The sequence below is a fragment of the Streptomyces sp. NPDC050211 genome, assembly GCF_040656035.1.
In the GTDB taxonomy this organism is placed as follows: domain Bacteria; phylum Actinomycetota; class Actinomycetes; order Streptomycetales; family Streptomycetaceae; genus Streptomyces.
This window is the reverse complement of the sequence record NZ_JBFALC010000032.1, coordinates 1-17,892: the sequence shown is the minus strand read 5'-3', so window position 1 is coordinate 17,892 and position 17,892 is coordinate 1. Positions and strand designations below refer to the sequence as shown.

The window sequence follows — 17,892 nt, the reverse complement described above, 5'->3', positions numbered from 1 at the left end:
GGCGCGTGGCCCAGACGAATCCCTGAAGCCAGGCGCGTGGCCCATCCGAATCTCTGAGACGCGCATCCCGCATTCCGGACGTGGTGTCCGGCTGTCAGTGCCCCGGCGTACGCTCGAAGCAATCAATATTCTCGGCAGAATTCTCCGAAGGAGCGAGCGACGATGCCCGAGCTGAGGTCCCGCACAGTCACCCACGGCCGCAACATGGCGGGCGCCCGCGCCCTTATGCGCGCCTCCGGTGTACCCGGTGCGGACATCGGCCGCAAGCCGATCATCGCGGTCGCCAACAGCTTCACGGAGTTCGTGCCGGGCCACACCCACCTCCAGCCGGTGGGCCGGATCGTCAGCCAGGCGATCGTCGAGGCGGGCGGCATCCCGCGCGAGTTCAACACCATCGCGGTGGACGACGGCATCGCGATGGGCCACGGCGGCATGCTGTACTCCCTGCCCTCCCGCGACCTGATCGCGGACTCGGTCGAGTACATGGTCGAGGCCCACTGCGCCGACGCCCTGATCTGCATCTCCAACTGCGACAAGATCACCCCGGGCATGCTGAACGCGGCCCTGCGGCTGAACATCCCCACGGTCTTCGTCTCCGGCGGCCCGATGGAGTCCGGCCGCGCCACGCTGGTCGACGGCACGGTCCGTACGCTCGACCTGGTCGACGCGATCTCCGACGCCGTGAACGACAAGATCTCGGACGAGGACATCCTCCGTATCGAGGAGAACGCCTGTCCGACCTGCGGCTCCTGCTCCGGCATGTTCACCGCCAACTCCATGAACTGCCTGACCGAGGCCATCGGCCTCTCGCTGCCGGGCAACGGCTCGGTGCTCGCGACCCACACGGCCCGCAAGGGGCTGTACGAGGCGGCGGCCCGCACGGTCATGGACATCACCCGGCGGTACTACGAGCAGGACGACGAGACGGTCCTGCCGCGCAACGTCGCCACCTTCGCCGCCTTCCAGAACGCGATGGCGCTGGACATCGCGATGGGCGGCTCCACCAACACGATCCTGCACCTGCTGGCGGCGGCCCAGGAAGCGGGCGTCCCGTTCGGCCTGGAGGAGATCAACGAGGTCTCGCGCCGCGTGCCCTGCCTGGCGAAGGTCGCTCCGAACGTCGCCAAGAACCGCACGTACTACATGGAGGACGTGCACCGCGCCGGCGGCATCCCCGCCCTTCTCGGCGAACTGCACCGCGCGGGCCTGCTGAACGAGGACGTGCACGCCGTGCACAGCCCGTCGCTCGCGGACTGGCTCAAGACGTGGGACGTGCGCGGCGGCTCCCCGTCGGCGGAAGCTCTCGAACTGTGGCACGCGGCCCCGGGCTGCGTCCGCTCCGCCGAGGCCTTCTCCCAGTCCGAGCGCTGGGAAGCCCTGGACGAGGACGCCGAGAGCGGCTGCATCCGCTCCGCCGAGCACGCGTACTCCAAGGACGGCGGCCTGGCGGTCCTCAAGGGCAACCTGGCGGTCGACGGCTGCGTGGTGAAGACGGCCGGCGTCGACGAGTCGATCTGGACCTTCGAGGGTCCGGCGGTCGTCTGCGAGTCGCAGGAAGAGGCCGTAGAGAAGATCCTCAATAAGCAGGTCACCGACGGCGACGTCGTCGTCATCCGCTACGAGGGCCCCAAGGGCGGCCCCGGCATGCAGGAGATGCTCTACCCCACCTCCTTCCTCAAGGGCCGCGGCCTCGGCAAGACCTGCGCCCTGATCACCGACGGCCGCTTCTCCGGCGGCACCTCCGGCCTCTCCATCGGCCACGCCTCCCCGGAGGCCGCGTCCGGCGGCACGATCGCCCTCGTCGAGGACGGCGACCGCATCCGCATCGACATCCCCAACCGAACCATCGAACTGCTCGTGGACGACGCCGAGTTGGCCCGCCGCGAGCAGGCCCTGAATGGGGTGTACGCCCCGAAGAACCGGGACCGCAAGGTTTCGGCGGCGCTGCGGGCGTATGCGGCGATGGCCACCAGTGCGGACAAGGGTGCTGTGCGGGATGTGTCGATGCTGGGCTGAGGGATTGGGCTTTTGACGGCCTGAGGCTTTGGGGGCCTGAGGTCTTGAGCGCCCGGGGTTTGAGGGCCGCCTCCGCGGGGGCGGCCCTTTCGTGTGCGACCTGGGCTGCCTGTGCTACCAGGTGGACGGATCGCGTGCGTCGAGGGCGAAGACGGTGCCGTCGGGGGCGGCGGCGTAGATGTGGCCGTCGGTGAGGACGGGCTGCGGCGGTGAGGTCGTGACCACCTCCGAGTTCGCCCCGAGGCGCGGCGGTGTCTGCCCGACGAATCTGCCCTTCCGGGCGTCGATGGCGAGCAGTCGTCCGTCGGCGGCGGTGAAGTACACATGGCGGCTGTCGACGACCGGCGTCGAACTGCGGCTCGCGGAGGTTTCGAGATGCCACAGCGGCTTCCGTGCCTCCATGCCGACGGCGTCGAGCGAACCGCCGGCGGCCAGCACGTAGACGTTGTTCCCGTGCACGGTGGCCTCGGCGGCCGTGCGCGGGACGGGCAGATCGACCCGGCGCGCGGCACCGGACTCAGGGGTGTAGCGCACCACCGCTCGGGCATCCCCGGTGGCGCTGTCGAGGGAGAGGAAGAACACGGATCCCCCGCTGGTGCCGATGGGCTTCAGGATCCCGTTCAGCCGGGTCTCCCATCGAACGGCACCTGTGTCCGGGTCCACCCCGGCGACCCGAGTGCTGGACCCGTCGAGGGAAGGGCTGGCCGCATAGGCCACCGGGTCACCGGCGAACGACGCGAAGGTCGGGCTGCTCTGGCCGGCTATCGAGTGGTTCCACTTGGTGCGGCCCGACGCGCTGTCGACGGCGGTGACCGTGCCGTCGGCGCCGGTGAGCAGCAGCATGCTGCCGGTGTAGTCCACGGCGCTGTTGGCGGGCACGTTCTGCTGCCAGCGCAGTGTGCCCGAGGCGGGATCGAGGGCCTTCAGGCGTCGGTCCCCGTTCGTCAGGAGCTGTACCAGACCGCCCGACAGGACGGGTGGCCCGCTCTTGCGCACATCGGCGACGGGCCGACGCCACAGCAGGCTGCCGTCGGACGGATCGAGAGCGAAGACCAGCCCGGGTCGTGCACAGAACAACTTGCCCGCTCCGTACGAGCATTGGGACATACCGGCGCCATTCGCCTGCGGCCTGGCCTCCCACGAGCTGAACTCGGCCGACGTGGTCCGGGGTGCGGCGTCCTGCGGCGTGGAGTTGTCGCCGAGTAGTTGGGCCGAGGCGAACCCACCGCCGACGACGAGGCCGAGGACGCCGGCCGCGATGCCAACCCGTCTGCGAAGACGTCTCCCGAACCGTCGTTCTGGCTTCTCGGCGCGAGGTTCGGGCCTCGGGGCCGTATCGACAGTTCGCTGCGTCGGTATGAACGCCTGTGTGTCGTACGACGCTGCCACCGACCGCAGTTCCCGCATGAGCTCGTCCGGCGTGATCCGATCCTCAGGCTCTTTGGCGAGGCAACGCAGCACCAGTGGCGCGAGATTGTCCGGCACGTCCTTCAGATCCGGCTCATCGTGTACGACCTGGTAGGCGACGACGTACGGGCTGTCGGAGTCGAACGGGCCGCGTCCGGTCGCCGCGTGGACCATCACGGAGCCGAGGGCGAAGATGTCGGCGGCGGGTCCGACCTCCCTCGGCCGCCGGAACTGCTCGGGTGCCATGAAGGGCGGCGTACCGATCAATTTCCCGGTCTCGGTGCGCAGTTCGCTGTCCTTGGGCCGAGAAATACCGAAGTCGATGACCTTCGGACCGTCCTCGGCGAGCAGCACATTGCTCGGCTTCAGATCGCGGTGCACGACCCCGACGCGGTGAATGTCGCGCAGCGCCTCCGCCAGCCCGGCCATCAACCGACGTAGCTCGGCAGGGGCCAGAGGGCCGTTCCGCTTCACCTGGTCGGCCAGCGTCGGACCGGGTATGAACAGCGTGGCCATCCAGGGGCGTTCGGCCTCCGGATCAGCGTCGACGACGGGTGCGGTGAAGGCACCGCTGACCCTCCGCGCCGCTGCCACTTCTTGCCGGAACCGCCCTCTGAACTCAGGGTCCTTGGCGAATTCGGCATGTACGACCTTCACCGCGAGCTTCAGTCCCGAGGTGCTCCGCGCGAGGTGCACCACACCCATGCCGCCCGACCCCAGACAGGACTCCAGACGGTAGTGGCCGGCGTACTCGGGAAGGTCCGCTTCCGCGCCCGCTCCGGCGTTCCGCTGTGGCGCCATGGGACCACCCCCGTGCTGTTCGTCGGCGCGCGCGACGCACGGAGCCTAGTCGATGACTCGTACGAGACAGAGGCGACTTGCTAGCCTCCGTGTGCGAGTTACGTACATGTGTTTCTTGACTCGTTTTGAGGGAATCAACGGGGCCCATGGAATGCATGGGTGCAACGGGGGAGGTTTTCCATGGCTCTTGACCATGTCGAAGAGGCCCAGGGCGGCGAGGGGGAGGCCGTCACGACGGCCGCAGCCGCGGCCGTGCGCTATTACTCGGTCGCCCCGGGCGTCCGCCTGAATGTCCGTAGCGGTCCTGGCACCAGCTACACCATCGTGCGTGTCCTGCCGGCAGGCTCCCGCGTCCCGATCTTCTGCCAGACGCCGGGCTCGACGGTCACGGGCCCGTACGGCACGTCGAACATCTGGGACAACATCGCCAACGGCGAATTCGTCTCGGACGCTTATGTGAACACCGGCAGCGACGGCTACATCGCGTCGCGCTGCGACTGACCCCTCTCGGAGAGAGAACGATGACATCCCGAAGACGCAGATCCATCATGCTCGCAGGCGCCACGGCGGCCTTTCTCATGGCGCTTACGCCTGTGGCCGAGTCCGCGACCCTGCGCTACTACCCGGTGGCCGAGGACGTCCGGCTGAACGTCCGGAGAGGACCCGGCACCAACTACGCCATCGTCCGCGTCCTGCCCGAGGGAGCCATGGTCCCGATCTTCTGTCAGACGCCGGGTACGACAGTGACGGGCCCGTACGGTACGTCGAACATCTGGGACAACATCGACGACGGCGAGTTCGTGGCGGACGCGTACGTGAACACGGGCAGTGACGGTTACATCAAGCCGCGCTGCTCCTGATCCCGCCAGGAGCCCGCGGCCACCCCGGCGCCATAATCGACCCGTGAGCGACGATTCCGGCACCCCGGCCACCCCCGCGGGCTCCCACGGCACCCCCGACACTCCGGCCCCCCGCCCCGAACCCATCCGCTTCTTCGGCACGACCTGGGTGAACCACGACAAGGGCTACACGACCCGCCGTATCGCAGCCGCCGCAGGCTCCCTCGCGACCACGGTGGCCGCCTGCCTCGTCCTCCGCTTCGCCTACGAGGGCCTCCAGATCGCCGACACCGGCAGCTTCGTCAACCTCCTGGTCGTCGCCATGTTCGCCGTCTGCACGGCACTCGCCTTCCGGCACACCTGGGACGCCTTCGGCAACCGCCCCGACCCCGACCGTCAGTCCTCCCTCCGCGGCCTCCTGGCCATCGGCTTCGTCGGCTCCCTCCTCGCCTACTTCATCCGCTCCCTCGTCGAGGCCCCCGGCGAGAGGCTCCACCGTAAGGAGTACGCAGCAGCCCGAGAGCGCCACGAGAAGCGGACGACACGCCGCTCGGGCAACCCTTCGAAGAAGAAGCGGCGCGGGAAGGGCTAGAACCGGGCTTGGCCGAGGGTGGTCTGAGGGCGGTCGCGGCGGTGCACTGGTCGCGGGGTTGAGCGCGCCCCACATCGCTCTTACCGGAATCTCACCGCTGCCGCCCCGACCCCCATCCACCATGTCCCTATGACGGCTTCCTCCCACCTCACCCGAGCCCTCTCCTTCAACGCAGCCGCAGCCCAATACGCCGCCAACCGCCCCTCCTACCCGCCCGCCCTCTTCGACGCGATCGAGGATCTCGCCGCCCGCCCGTTCACCGGCGCCCGCGTCGCAGACATCGGCGCCGGCACCGGCATAGCGACCGCCCTCCTGCACGCCCGCGGCGCGGACGTGATCGGCGTCGAACCGGGCGACGGCATGGCGGCCCAGTTCCACCGCACCAACCCCGGAATCCCCCTCGTACGAGGCACCGGCAACGCCCTCCCCCTGGCCACCGCCTCCGTCGACTTCCTCACCTACGCGCAGGCATGGCACTGGACCGACCCGGACCACTCGGTCCCGGAGGCGCTCCGCGTCCTGCGCCCCGGCGGCGCACTCGCCCTGTGGTGGAACACGTACGCCCTGGACGTCCCCTGGATCGCCGCCCAGGTACGCCGCATCGGACACGCCTTCGGCACCGACCCGGTCGTCGATACGAACGGTGCCAGCACCCGCGCCGCCGACCCCTCCGGCCGCCTCGACTTCACCCGCCGCATGGTCCGCTGGAGCCGTCGCGTCCCCATCGACACCCACCTGGCCAACATCGGCAGCCACTCGATCTTCCTGGTCCAAAGCGACGAAACCCGCATAGCCTTCCTGGCCGAGGAGAAGCAGCACCTCCTGGCCCTCTTCCCCCACGGAACCGTTGAGGAGACCTACGACGTGGACCTCCTCGTCGCCAGGCACCCCTGACCCCGCATCGCACGTCCGCACAACCGCCCCCGTCCCCGTCCCCGCATAGCGGCGGCGCAACGAGGAACCCGCGGGGGCAAGGGGCACCTCGCGCAGAGCGCCGAAGATGCACGGCACGCCCCTCGCCCCAAAGGCGCCCGCGAGGGAGACGCGCGCCCTCGCCTCAGGAGCAGACAGCCCGGAGCCCCAACCGGAGCCCGCGCCCCTACGCAAACCCGCCCGCCCGCACACACCCCTGCGCCAACATGTCCTCCCACCTCGACGCGGCTCCCCAACACACATCCACCCCCAACACCCCTCCACCTTGACGCCCACCCCCCACCGGAGCATTATTCACCGTATGATGAATTACACGTCCGGCCCACCCGCACCCACCCCAACCCCGAAGCCGCCCACGATCCAAGCCACCGACCTAACCGTCATCCGAGGCCCCCGAACCGTCCTGCGCAGCCTCGACTTCACGGTCCCCCCGGGCCAGATCACCGGCCTCCTCGGCCCCTCCGGATGCGGCAAGTCGACGCTCATGCGGGCGATCGTCGGCACCCAGGCCAAGGTCACGGGCACCCTGGAAGTCCTGGGCCGCCCGGCCGGCCACCCCACCCTCCGGACCCGCATCGGCTACGTCACCCAGGCCCCGTCGGTTTACGACGACCTCACCGTCCGCCAGAACCTGGCCTACTTCGCGGCGATCCTGAACCCGGCCCGCGCAGCCGCAGAGCACCGGCACGAGGACGTCACCCGAGTCATCTCCGAGGTCGACCTGACCAGCCACGCCGACGTCCTGGCAGGCAACCTCTCCGGCGGCCAGCGCAGCCGTGTCTCTCTGGCCGTAGCACTCCTCGGCACTCCGGAACTCCTGGTCCTGGACGAACCGACAGTGGGCCTGGACCCGGTGCTCCGCCGAGACCTCTGGAACCTCTTCCACGACATCGCGGCCACACGCGGCGCAACCCTCCTCATCTCCTCCCACGTCATGGACGAGGCCGAGCGCTGCCACCGCCTGCTGCTCATGCGCGAGGGCGAGATCCTCGCCGACGACACCCCGGACGCCCTCCGCACCCGTACCGGATCCGAGACGGTGGAGGCGGCCTTCCTGCACCTGGTGGACGAGGCGGTCGCGGCCGCCCGCACGAAGGAGACGACGCGATGAGTACGACCACGACGCGTACGACGATGAGGCCCACCCCCACCAGCGCCCTCAACGTCTCCCGCACCACCGCCACCGCGGCACGAGTCCTCAGCCAGCTCCGCCACGACCCGCGCACGATCGCGCTGATGATCCTGGTCCCGTGCGTGATGCTGTTCCTGCTGCGCTACGTGTTCGACGGCAGCGCGCGCACCTTCGACAGCATCGGCGCGTCACTCCTGGGGATCTTCCCCCTGATCACGATGTTCCTGGTCACGTCGATCGCCACGCTCCGCGAACGTACGTCGGGCACGCTGGAACGCCTCCTCGCCATGCCCCTGGGCAAAGGCGACCTGATCGCGGGCTACGCCCTGGCCTTCGGCACGCTGGCGATCATCCAGTCGGCGCTGGCGACGGGGCTGGCGGTCTGGTTCCTGGGCCTGGACGTCACCGGCTCCCCGTGGCTCCTCCTCCTGGTGGCCCTCCTCGACGCGCTCCTGGGCACAGCCCTCGGCCTCTTCGTCTCGGCCTTCGCGGCCTCCGAGTTCCAGGCAGTCCAGTTCATGCCGGCGGTGATCTTCCCCCAACTCCTCCTCTGCGGCCTCTTCACCCCCCGCGACAACATGCACCCCGCCCTCGAGGCCATCTCCAACGTCCTCCCCATGTCCTACGCCGTCGACGGCATGAACGAAGTCCTCAAACACACCGACATGACAGCCAACTTCATCCGAGACACCCTCATCGTCGCCGGCTGCGCCCTCCTGGTCCTCACCCTCGGCGCAGCAACCCTCCGCCGCCGAACAACCTGACACCCCCGCCTCACCCGCCCCACAACATCCCGCCCACCGGACACCCACCCCCGCCCCCCACCCCAAATGCGAGGATGACACCGGACGACAACCCCCGGAGGGCACCCCAGCCATGACCCAGAAAGTCGCAGTCCTCGGCACCGGCAAGATCGGCGAAGCCCTGCTCAGCGGAATGATCCGAGCCGGCTGGAGCCCGGCCGACCTCCTCGTCACGGCCCGCCGCCCGGAACGAGCCGAAGAACTCCGCACCCGCTACGGCGTCACCCCCGTCAGCAACCCGGAAGCCGCCAAGACCGCCGACACCCTCATCCTCACGGTCAAACCGCAGGACATGGGCACCCTCCTCGACGAACTCGCCCCGCACGTCCCCACCGACCGCCTGGTCATCAGCGGAGCCGCCGGCATCCCCACCTCCCTCTTCGAGGCCCGCCTCGCCACCGGCACCCCGGTCGTCCGCGTCATGACGAACACCCCGGCCCTGGTCGACGAGGCCATGTCGGTCATCTCCGCCGGCACGCACGCCAGCGAAGCCGACCTCGCCCACGCCGAGGAGATCTTCGGCGCCGTCGGCAAGACCCTCCGCGTCCCGGAGTCCCAGCAGGACGCCTGCACCGCCCTCTCCGGCTCGGGACCGGCGTACTTCTTCTACCTCGTCGAAGCGATGACGGACGCCGGTATCCTCCTCGGCCTGCCCCGCGACAAGGCCCACGACCTGATCGTCCAGTCCGCCATCGGCGCCGCGACGATGCTCCGCGACAGCGGCGAACACCCGGTCAAGCTCCGCGAGAACGTCACCTCCCCGGCCGGCACCACCATCAACGCCATCCGCGAACTCGAGAACCACGGCGTACGAGCCGCCCTCATCGCTGCCCTCGAAGCCGCCCGCGACCGCAGCCGCGAACTGGCCTCCGGCAACAACGCCTGAGCCGATGGTCTCCGGCAGCAATGCCGGAGCCGAGCCGCCCAGCACTCCGTCGCCTCACCACCACCCAACCCTCCAGCACGCGGAAATCCCCTCCCGTGTTGGAAGTTGTTGATCACTGATCGCGACGCGCGTCTTGTCCCACCCTCAGGTGCGTGCCTAACGTCGGACGCAGCAGCGGAAAGCGCTTTCCCTCCGGCCTTCCTGAGGTGCCCTCTATGCCATCCAGCTCCACATCCCCCCTCCGGGCAGCAGTCGTCGGCACCGGCGCCATCGTCACCGGCAGCCACCTCCCCGCCCTCCGCGCCCACGCCGACCGCGTCGAACTCGTGGCCGCAGTCGACGTAGACGCCACCCGCCTCACGGAATTCCAGAAACTGGCCGGTGAGCGGGTCACCGGCTACCACGACCTGCCCACCATGCTGGACACCGAGCACCCCGACCTCGTCCTCATCGGCACGCCACCCGCCCTCCACCAGCAGCAGACCCTCGCCGCCCTGAAGTCAGGCGCCTGGGTCCTGTGCGAGAAACCGCTCACCCTCTCCCTGGCCGAGTACGACGAACTCGCCGCCGCCGAGGAAGCCACCGGCGCCTACGCCTCCGTCGTCTTCCAGCACCGCTACGGCTCCGGCGCCGTCCACGCCCGCGATCTCATCCAGAACGGCACCCTCGGCACCCCGCGCGTAGCCCACTGCCAGACCACCTGGCACCGCGACGCCGCCTACTACGCCGTACCGTGGCGCGGCCGCTGGGCCTCCGAGGGCGGCGGCCCCACCATGGGCCACGGCATCCACCAGTACGACCTCCTCCTGCACCTCCTCGGCGACTGGACCGAGATCCGCGCGATGGCCGCCCGCCTCGTCCACGCCACCGAGAGCGAGGACGTCTCCACCGCCCTCGTCCGGTTCGCGAACGGCGCTCTCGCCACCGTCGTCAACAGCGTCCTGTCGCCCGACGAGGTCAGCCGCATCCGTATCGACTGCGACCGCGCCACCGTCGAACTCACCCACCTCTACGGTCACTCCAACACCGACTGGACCTACACCCCCTCTCCCGGCTCAACTCCCATTCCACCACCCACCACTGACACTCCCAGCTCCCACAAGGCCCAGCTCGGCGCCCTCCTCGACGCCCACGACCAGGGCGTACGTCCCCCAGGCAGCGGCCCCGAAGCCCGCCGCACCCTCGAATTCGCCGCCGCCCTCTACAAGTCGGCCTTCACCGGCGCGACCGTCCGGGCCGGCGAGATCGCGCCCGGCGACCCGTTCTACTCCGCGATGCACGGCAACCACCCGGAATGGAGCCCCAAGTGACCGCCCCCCACACCGCCGAGCCGCAGATCCAGGTGACCCACGTCCACGGCGAACGCATCACGGTCGCATCCGGCGATGTCCAGTTGATGGAGTACGTCTACAAGCCCGACCCCGATCCCTACGAGTCCCGCAAGCCGTACATCCACCCCCTGCGCACCCTCGCCGGCCACCCCGTCTCCGGCTACCGCCCCAACGACCACCGCTGGCACAAGGGCGTACAGATGACCGCCAGCCACCTCTCCGGCCAGAACTTCTGGGGCGGCCACTCCTACATCCACGGCGAGGGCTATCTCCCCCTCCGCGACCGCATCGGCTCCATGCGCCACGACGGCTTCGACACCCTCGACGTCTCCGCCGACCGCCTCGCCTTCACCGAGCGCCTCACCTGGATCGAGAACCAGGGCGCCGAATGGGCCCGCGAAACCCGCACGGTCACCCTCCACGACGTAGACGAGGATTCCGGATCCTGGGCCCTGGACTGGTCCATCCACCTGACCAACACCCGCGTGGACGGCGAGCCCCTCACCTTCGGCTCCCCGACCACCGCCGGCCGCGAGCACGCCGGCTACACCGGCCTCCACTGGCGCGGCCCCCGCGACTTCACCGGCGGCCGCGCCTTCGGCCCCGACGGCCCGGACGACCGCGACGCGTCCGACGACCTCATGGGCACCCACACTCCCTGGCTCGCCTTCACCGCCGAACACGACGACATCGACGGCCACTCCACCCTCGTCTTCGCCCACGCCCCCGAGAACGAGAACTCCATCCACCCCTCCCACTGGTTCGTCCGCTCCGAACCCATCCCCACCGTCGCCTTCTCCTGGGCGTTCCACGAGGAGTTCACGCTCCCGCCGGGGGAGTCCTTCTCGTACCGCTACCGGATCCTCGTCGCCGACGGCGCCTGGGACACCGCGCGCGTGGCGGCCCGACTGAAGGAGCTGAACTGGTGACCCTCCCCAGCACACCCCCACTCCCCGGCGGCATCGCCCTCTCCCATCTCTCTCCGTACGACTGGCAGGCCGCCGACGGCGTCTGCGGCGGCAGCCCTCATCTCCACCTGGTCTGCACCGAGGCCTACGTCGTCACCGGCGGCACCGGCAGCGTGCAGACCCTCAGCCCCGACGGCTACCGCGAACTCCCGCTCCAGGCAGGCACGGTCGCCTGGTTCACCCCCGGCACCGTCCACCGCATGGTTCAGGGCGAGGACCTCCGCATCACCGTCCTGATGCAGAACAGCGGCCTGCCCGAAGCCGGCGACGCCGTCTTCACCTTCCCTTCCGACTACCTGGACGACCCCGACCGCTACGCCGCCGCGGCCACCCTCCCGCCCCTCGACAGCCCCGACATCGAGGCCGCCGCCCGCAAACGCCGCGACCTCGCCGTCGAGGGCTACCTCACCCTGCGCGAGTCCCTCCGTGCCGGCGACCCCGTCCCATACCGCGCCTTCCAGGAAGCCGCAGCCCGCCTGGTCGCCCCCAAAGCCGCCGCCTGGCGCGGCATCTGGGAACGCGGCGCCCTCGCCGCCGCCCAGCAAACCGGCACCCAACTCGACGCCCTGGCCACCGGAACCGGGGGCGACTACCTCGCCACCGCCACCGCCCTGAGCACCGACCCCCTCCGCCTCGGCGGCTACGGCATGTGCGGCCGCCGCGACGAATACCAACTCCCCAGCGGCTGACAGCCCGAGCCCCTCCGGGACGCGCAGCCCCCCATCCCCACACGCTCCGCGCCCCGCATCCCCCACCTCCGAGAGGAGACTCGACACCCCATGCCCGGCAACAGGACAACGAGGTCCTGGGCTCTGGCCCTCACGCTCGCACTCAGTGCCCTCGGCACCGGCTGCAGCGGAGGGTCGGACCAGGCAACCGGCGACAAGACCGTGCTGCGCTACACCTGGTGGGGCAACCCCGACCGGGCCGAACGCACCGAGAAGGCCATCGCCCTCTTCGAAAAGCAACACCCCCGCATCGACATCCAGACCTCCTTCGCGGGCTACGAGGCCTACAAACAGAAACTCGCCACCCAGGCCGCCGGCGGCGACGCCCCCGACGTCATGCAGCTCGACTACCGCCAGATCGACCAGTACGCCCAGGGCGGCATCCTTCTCGACCTCGGCACCCAGTCCACCGTCCTGGACACCAGCGACATCGACCCCGGCCTCCTCGCCACCGGCAAGGTCGACGACACCCAGTACGCCATCCCACAGGGCCGCGGCACCGAGACCTTCGCCTACGACGCCCAGCAGTGGAAGAAGGCAGGCGTCGACCTCCCGGCCAACGGCTGGACCTGGGACGATTGGGCCAACGCCGTACGCACCGTCTCCGAGCGCACCGGCAAGCCCGGCTCCGTCGACCCCGGCCAGAGCGAGGACGTCTTCGAGGCGTGGCTGCGCGGCCAGGGCAAGTCCCTCTACACCAGGGACGGCGACCCCGGCTTCACCGCCGACGACCTCACCCGCTACTGGATCTTCACCGACGGACTGCGCCGCGAGGGAGCCGTCTCCGCTGCGGAGGACACCACCCAGGTCGACGGCACCGTCGAGAACACGCCCCTCGGCCGCGGCACCGCCTCCGGCGACTTCAACTGGGACGCCCCCACCGCCGGCTTCGTCCCGATCCTCGGCGACAACCTCGTCCTCGGCCCCCTTCCCGCCGGCCCCGCCGGCGTCGGTCAGTACTTCAAGCCCTCCATGTTCATGGCCGTGGCCGACTCCACCGGCCACCCCAAGGAAGCCGCCGAGTTCATCGACTTCATGGTCAACGACATCGACGCGGCCCGCATCCTCGGCGCCACCCGCAGCATCCCGGTCAACGACACCGCCCGCGACACCGTCGTCCCCGAACTCACCGGCATCGACAAGCAGATCGCTGACTTCCAGCAGTCCGTCGAAGGCGAACTCAAACCGCCACCCCAGGCACCGCCCTCCGGCGACAGCGGACTGCAGACCACCTTCATGCGCGACTACGACCAGGTGTCCTTCGGCAAACTGTCGCCCCGCGAGGCGGCCGAGAACTACCTCACCGAGGCGAAGGCGGAGCTGAGGCAATGACCACCACCGAAACCCCTGTCGCCCGCACCGCCCAGACCGACAAGGCCCCCGCCCCGCGCCGCTCCCGACGCCGCCGCGAAGGAGCCGCCTGGGTCTTCCTCTCCCCATGGGTGCTCGGCGCGAGCGTGCTCACCCTGCTCCCGATGGCCGTGTCGCTGTACCTGTCGTTTACCGACTACGACATGTTCACCGCCCCCCGCTGGATCGGCCTACGCAACTACACCCAGATGTTCACCGAGGACCCCCGCTACTGGCGCTCCGTCCTCGCCACCCTCACCTACGTCGTCATAGCCGTCCCCCTCCAGCTAGCGCTCGCCCTGGCAGTGGCCCTGGCCCTGAAATCGATGCGCCGCGGCAAGGCCTTCTACCGCTCCGCCTTCTACGCCCCCTCCCTCCTCGGCGCCTCCATGTCCATCGCCCTCGTCTGGCGGGCCCTGTTCAACGACGGCGGCACCGTCGACCGCATCCTCGGCACCGGCGGCTGGGTCAACCGCCCCGACTGGGCCCTCCTGGCCGTCGCCCTCCTCACCATCTGGCAGTTCGGCGCCCCCATGGTCATCTTCCTGGCCGGGCTCCAGCAGATACCCGCCGAGCTGTACGAGGCGGCCGCAGTCGACGGCGCCGGCACCTGGCGCCGCTTCACCTCGATCACCATCCCCATGCTGTCCCCGGTGCTCTTCTTCAACCTGGTGCTCCAGACCATCCAGGCCTTCCAGGTCTTCACCCCGGCCTTCGCCATCAGCGCCGGCAAGGGCGGCCCAGCCGACTCGACGCTCTTCTACACGCTCTACCTCTACGACCGCGGCTTCGTCGCCTCCCACATGGGCTACGCCTCCGCCATGGCCTGGGTCCTGCTCGCCGCCATCGGCCTGGTCACGGCCATCCTCTTCAAGACCTCACGCAGCTGGGTCTTCTACGCCAACGAGACCGAGGGAGGGGCCCGATGACCCTCGCCACCGACGCCCCCCGCAAAGCCGACTCCAGCCCGGACGCACGGCGACGCCTGCCGCTGAACCGCATCGCCCTGCACATCGGCTGCCTCGCCGCCCTGCTGGTGATGCTCTACCCGCTGGTCTGGCTGCTCGCGACCTCGCTCAAGCCCGCCGACGAGGTGATCGCCAGCCTCAAGCTGCTGCCGTCCCACCTGGAGTGGTCCAACTACAGCATCGCGCTGGACGGCGTGAACGACGTCTCCATCAGCCGTCTGCTGTTCAACTCCCTGCTCGTCGCAGGAGGCGCGGTCCTCGGCAACGTCATCAGCTGCTCGCTCGCCGCATACGCCTTCGCCCGGCTGAAGTTCCGTATGCGAGGGCCCCTGTTCGCCTTCATGATCGCCACGATCATGCTGCCGCACCACGCCGTACTGATCCCGCAGTACATCGTCTTCAACCAGCTCGGCATGGTGAACACGTACTGGCCGCTGATCCTGCCGAAGTTCCTGGCCACAGAGGCCTTCTTCGTCTTCCTCATCGTCCAGTTCATGCGCGGTCTGCCGCGAGAACTCGAGGAAGCGGCGACGATCGACGGCTGCGGCCCCTTCCGCACGTTCTTCTCGGTCATCCTCCCGCTGACCCGCCCCGCCCTGATCACCACCGCCATCTTCACCTTCATCTGGACCTGGAACGACTTCTTCACCCAGCTCATCTACCTTTTCACCCCCGAGAAGTTCACGCTCACCCTCGCCCTCCGCCAGTTCGTCGACGCCTCCAGCCAGTCCTCCTTCGGCCCCATGTTCGCGATGTCGGTGATCGCCCTCCTCCCGATCGTCCTGTTCTTCCTCGCCTTCCAACGCTTCCTCGTCGAAGGCATGGCCTCCTCGGGGGTCAAGGGATGAGCACGACACCCCACCGCGAGCCCGGCGAACTCTTCGGCCCGCGCGCCACCCTCTTCGCCGACGTCCTCAGCATCGGCCTGGCCACCACCCTCACCTGCCTCCCCCTGATCACCGCACCGGCCGCCCTCTCCACCGCCTGCGCCGTACTCAGAGGCGCGGCCAACCACGAACCCTCCACCGCTGGCCGCTACTTCGCCCTGCTCCGCCAACGCCTGCGCCCCGGTGACCTGGCCGCGGGCGCACTCGCCCTGGCCGCCACCCTGCTGGTGATCGCGGACCTGGCCCTGGCAAGCGCGGGCCTGCCAGGAGCACGGCTGTTCGCGACAGCGGCCACAGCACTCACAGCAGTGGCCCTCACCATCGCCCTACGGGCCTGCGCCCGCCCCGAGTCCCTCACCGACTGGCGGGCGGCACTCCGCGCAGCCGCGACCGACACAGCACGTGACCCCGCGGGCAGCGCCCTGGTCCTGCTCGCGGTGGCCACGGCTGCACTCTGCGCCTGGATGATGCTGCCGCTCGCCCTCCTGACCCCGGGCCCCCTCGCACTCGCCCTGGCCGGAGTGGCAAGGCGAAGGGAGACAGCCGGGACGTAAAGGACGGGACCAGAAGGACGGGACTAGGACGACAGCCGCCTGGCTATCTCAGGCAGGCGGCAACAGCCCGATCGCGCGATAGGCGGTATCCACAGTTGGCCGCGCCATCGCCCGTGCCTTCTCAGCCCCATCCCGCAACACCCCCTCCACATGACCAGGATCCGCGCACAACTCCTTGTGCCTCTCCTGTACGGGCCTGAGGAACTCCACCACGGCGTCAGCGGTGTCCTTCTTCAACGCGCCATACGACTCATATACACCGCTCAAGCCCTCCGGGTTCCCACCCGTACAGGCCGCAAGGATCTCCAGCAGATTCGCGACCCCGGGCCGCCCCTCCCGGTCGTACACGACCTCATGCCCGCTGTCGGTCACGGCCCGCATGACCTTCTTCCGCACCACGTCAGGCTCATCCAGCAGATAGACGATCCCCGGCCCGACGTCCTCGCTCTTCCCCATCTTCGACGTCGGCTCCTGCAGGTTCATCACCCGCGCCCCCACCTTCGGATACGTCGCCCGCGGCACCACGAACGTATGCCCGTACCGCTGGTTGAACCGCACAGCCAGATCCCGCGCCAGCTCCACATGCTGAACCTGGTCATCCCCCACAGGCACCTCATCGGTCCCATACGCCAGGATGTCCGCCGCCATCAGCACGGGATACGTCAGCAACGACAGCCGCACACTCCCGCCCCGCTCGCGCTCACGCGCCGCCTTCTCCTTGTACTGGATCATCCGCCGCATCTCACCGTCGGTGGCCACGCACTCCAGCACATACGACAGTCGCGCATGCTCATCCACATGGCTCTGCACGAATACGGTGCACAGCGCCGGATCCAGCCCCGCAGCGAGCAACAGCGTCGCCGCCTGCCGACTGAGCCGCCGCACCCGCGCCGGATCGTGGTCCACGGTCAGCGCGTGCAGGTCGACGACGCAGAACAGCGCATCCGCCTGATGCTGATCGACCGCGGCCCACAGCCGCATGGCCCCCAGATAGTTCCCCAGCGTCAGATGCCCGGTCGGCTTGACCCCACTGAAGACCCGCGTCATCTCTCCACCTCCTGGTCGAGACCGCCGCACCCGGCCGGCCGACCCTCCCGGAGGGAGATACGAGAACGGCCGCCGAAGCGGCGGCCGTTGGTTGCATACGTGAGTACGGCCGCCGTCAGGCGGCCCACCACAGCTGGGTACACGTACGCGTCGTCATGCAGGCCAGGCTACGCCTCCACGGCCCCCAGCGGACCCAAGTTGACACTCCCAGACCCGGTACGTACTGTTCTCCGAGTTGTCCGACGTGAGCGCCGACTCCGGTCGGTCCCCGGACAGCCAATCCGTAAGTACCAACCACTACTCGACGAGCAGTGATCATTCTGCTGTCGCGTCATTGGTATGCGTATTTACGGAATGAGGAATCCGCGATCGAGAGACCGCAGCCCCCGATTAGCTCGGGAGCAAGGAATCCGCTAAAGTCTCACTCGTCGGAACGGCCCAACGGCCGGGAAGGCAAACCCCGCTGACTGGGGATCAGGTCGAGAAAAGGTCTGGTAGAGTCGGAAACGCAAGACCGAAGGGAAGCCCGGAGGAAAGCCCGCGAGGGTGAGTACGAAGGAAGCGTCCGTTCCTTGAGAACTCAACAGCGTGCCAAAAATCAACGCCAGATATGTTGATACCCCGTCTCCGACCGTTCGGTCGGGGCGAGG

17 protein-coding genes are annotated in these 17,892 nt (G+C 69.1%); 15 read left to right on the top strand and 2 right to left on the bottom strand.

Annotation, left to right across the window (positions count from 1 at the left end; translation table 11 throughout):
• The first annotated feature begins 162 nt into the window (after positions 1-162).
• Entirely contained in the window at positions 163-2,016 is a 1,854-nt protein-coding gene (ilvD, locus tag AB0I98_RS27965; protein ID WP_362946571.1) for a dihydroxy-acid dehydratase, read from the top strand.
• A gap of 114 nt (positions 2,017-2,130) precedes the next feature.
• Here ilvD and AB0I98_RS27960 read toward each other — a convergent pair whose 3' ends face one another.
• Complete coding sequence (locus AB0I98_RS27960) at positions 2,131-4,224, bottom strand: serine/threonine-protein kinase (RefSeq protein ID WP_362946568.1); 2,094 nt, start codon at positions 4,222-4,224, stop codon at positions 2,131-2,133.
• A gap of 180 nt (positions 4,225-4,404) precedes the next feature.
• On the opposite strand from AB0I98_RS27960, the gene AB0I98_RS27955 reads away from it, so the two are divergent.
• The 14 genes from AB0I98_RS27955 (at position 4,405) to AB0I98_RS27890 (ending at position 16,195) form a co-directional block, all read left to right on the top strand.
• A complete protein-coding gene (locus tag AB0I98_RS27955; RefSeq protein WP_362946566.1) occupies positions 4,405-4,725 on the top strand; it encodes an SH3 domain-containing protein in 321 nt (106 codons plus the stop codon).
• 77 nt (positions 4,726-4,802) lie between these two features.
• Positions 4,803-5,084, top strand: coding sequence for an SH3 domain-containing protein (locus tag AB0I98_RS27950; protein ID WP_362946774.1), 282 nt, complete (start codon positions 4,803-4,805; stop codon positions 5,082-5,084).
• Positions 5,085-5,127: 43 nt separating this feature from the next.
• On the top strand, positions 5,128-5,655 hold the full coding sequence (locus AB0I98_RS27945) for an EamA/RhaT family transporter (protein ID WP_362946563.1): 528 nt from the start codon (positions 5,128-5,130) through the stop codon (positions 5,653-5,655).
• Positions 5,656-5,784: 129 nt separating this feature from the next.
• Positions 5,785-6,549 carry a class I SAM-dependent methyltransferase gene (locus tag AB0I98_RS27940; RefSeq protein WP_362946560.1) on the top strand — a complete coding sequence of 255 codons (765 nt, stop codon included), beginning with the start codon at positions 5,785-5,787 and terminating at the stop codon, positions 6,547-6,549.
• A 340-nt stretch (positions 6,550-6,889) separates the two neighbouring features.
• The gene (locus AB0I98_RS27935; protein WP_362946557.1) at positions 6,890-7,699 is read left to right on the top strand and encodes an ABC transporter ATP-binding protein; all 810 of its coding nucleotides are present in this window, start codon (positions 6,890-6,892) and stop codon (positions 7,697-7,699) included.
• Positions 7,696-8,484, top strand: a complete 789-nt coding sequence (locus AB0I98_RS27930) for an ABC transporter permease (protein WP_362946555.1) — start codon at positions 7,696-7,698, stop codon at positions 8,482-8,484. The genes AB0I98_RS27935 and AB0I98_RS27930 overlap by 4 nt, the downstream gene beginning before the upstream one ends.
• A gap of 112 nt (positions 8,485-8,596) precedes the next feature.
• Positions 8,597-9,409, top strand: coding sequence for a pyrroline-5-carboxylate reductase (gene proC / locus AB0I98_RS27925; protein ID WP_362946552.1), 813 nt, complete (start codon positions 8,597-8,599; stop codon positions 9,407-9,409).
• A 215-nt stretch (positions 9,410-9,624) separates the two neighbouring features.
• Positions 9,625-10,719 carry a Gfo/Idh/MocA family oxidoreductase gene (locus tag AB0I98_RS27920; protein WP_362946549.1) on the top strand — a complete coding sequence of 365 codons (1,095 nt, stop codon included), beginning with the start codon at positions 9,625-9,627 and terminating at the stop codon, positions 10,717-10,719.
• The gene (locus AB0I98_RS27915; protein ID WP_362946547.1) at positions 10,716-11,669 is read left to right on the top strand and encodes a PmoA family protein; all 954 of its coding nucleotides are present in this window, start codon (positions 10,716-10,718) and stop codon (positions 11,667-11,669) included. The genes AB0I98_RS27920 and AB0I98_RS27915 overlap by 4 nt, the downstream gene beginning before the upstream one ends.
• On the top strand, positions 11,663-12,397 hold the full coding sequence (locus tag AB0I98_RS27910) for a cupin (protein WP_362946771.1): 735 nt from the start codon (positions 11,663-11,665) through the stop codon (positions 12,395-12,397). Before AB0I98_RS27915 ends, AB0I98_RS27910 begins: the two co-directional genes overlap by 7 nt.
• A 90-nt stretch (positions 12,398-12,487) precedes the next feature.
• Complete coding sequence (locus tag AB0I98_RS27905) at positions 12,488-13,768, top strand: ABC transporter substrate-binding protein (protein WP_362946544.1); 1,281 nt, start codon at positions 12,488-12,490, stop codon at positions 13,766-13,768.
• A complete protein-coding gene (locus AB0I98_RS27900; protein ID WP_362946541.1) occupies positions 13,765-14,715 on the top strand; it encodes a sugar ABC transporter permease in 951 nt (316 codons plus the stop codon). The genes AB0I98_RS27905 and AB0I98_RS27900 overlap by 4 nt, the downstream gene beginning before the upstream one ends.
• Positions 14,716-14,825: 110 nt before the next feature.
• Positions 14,826-15,602 (top strand): carbohydrate ABC transporter permease, encoded by a 777-nt coding sequence (locus tag AB0I98_RS27895; RefSeq protein ID WP_362946768.1) that lies wholly within the window; start codon positions 14,826-14,828, stop codon positions 15,600-15,602.
• Positions 15,599-16,195 carry a hypothetical protein gene (locus AB0I98_RS27890; protein WP_362946538.1) on the top strand — a complete coding sequence of 199 codons (597 nt, stop codon included), beginning with the start codon at positions 15,599-15,601 and terminating at the stop codon, positions 16,193-16,195. The genes AB0I98_RS27895 and AB0I98_RS27890 overlap by 4 nt, the downstream gene beginning before the upstream one ends.
• Before the next feature lie 48 nt (positions 16,196-16,243).
• On the opposite strand, the gene trpS is transcribed toward AB0I98_RS27890, so the two are convergent.
• Complete coding sequence (gene trpS, locus AB0I98_RS27885) at positions 16,244-17,242, bottom strand: tryptophan--tRNA ligase (protein ID WP_362946535.1); 999 nt, start codon at positions 17,240-17,242, stop codon at positions 16,244-16,246.
• Positions 17,243-17,892: the final 650 nt, after the last annotated feature.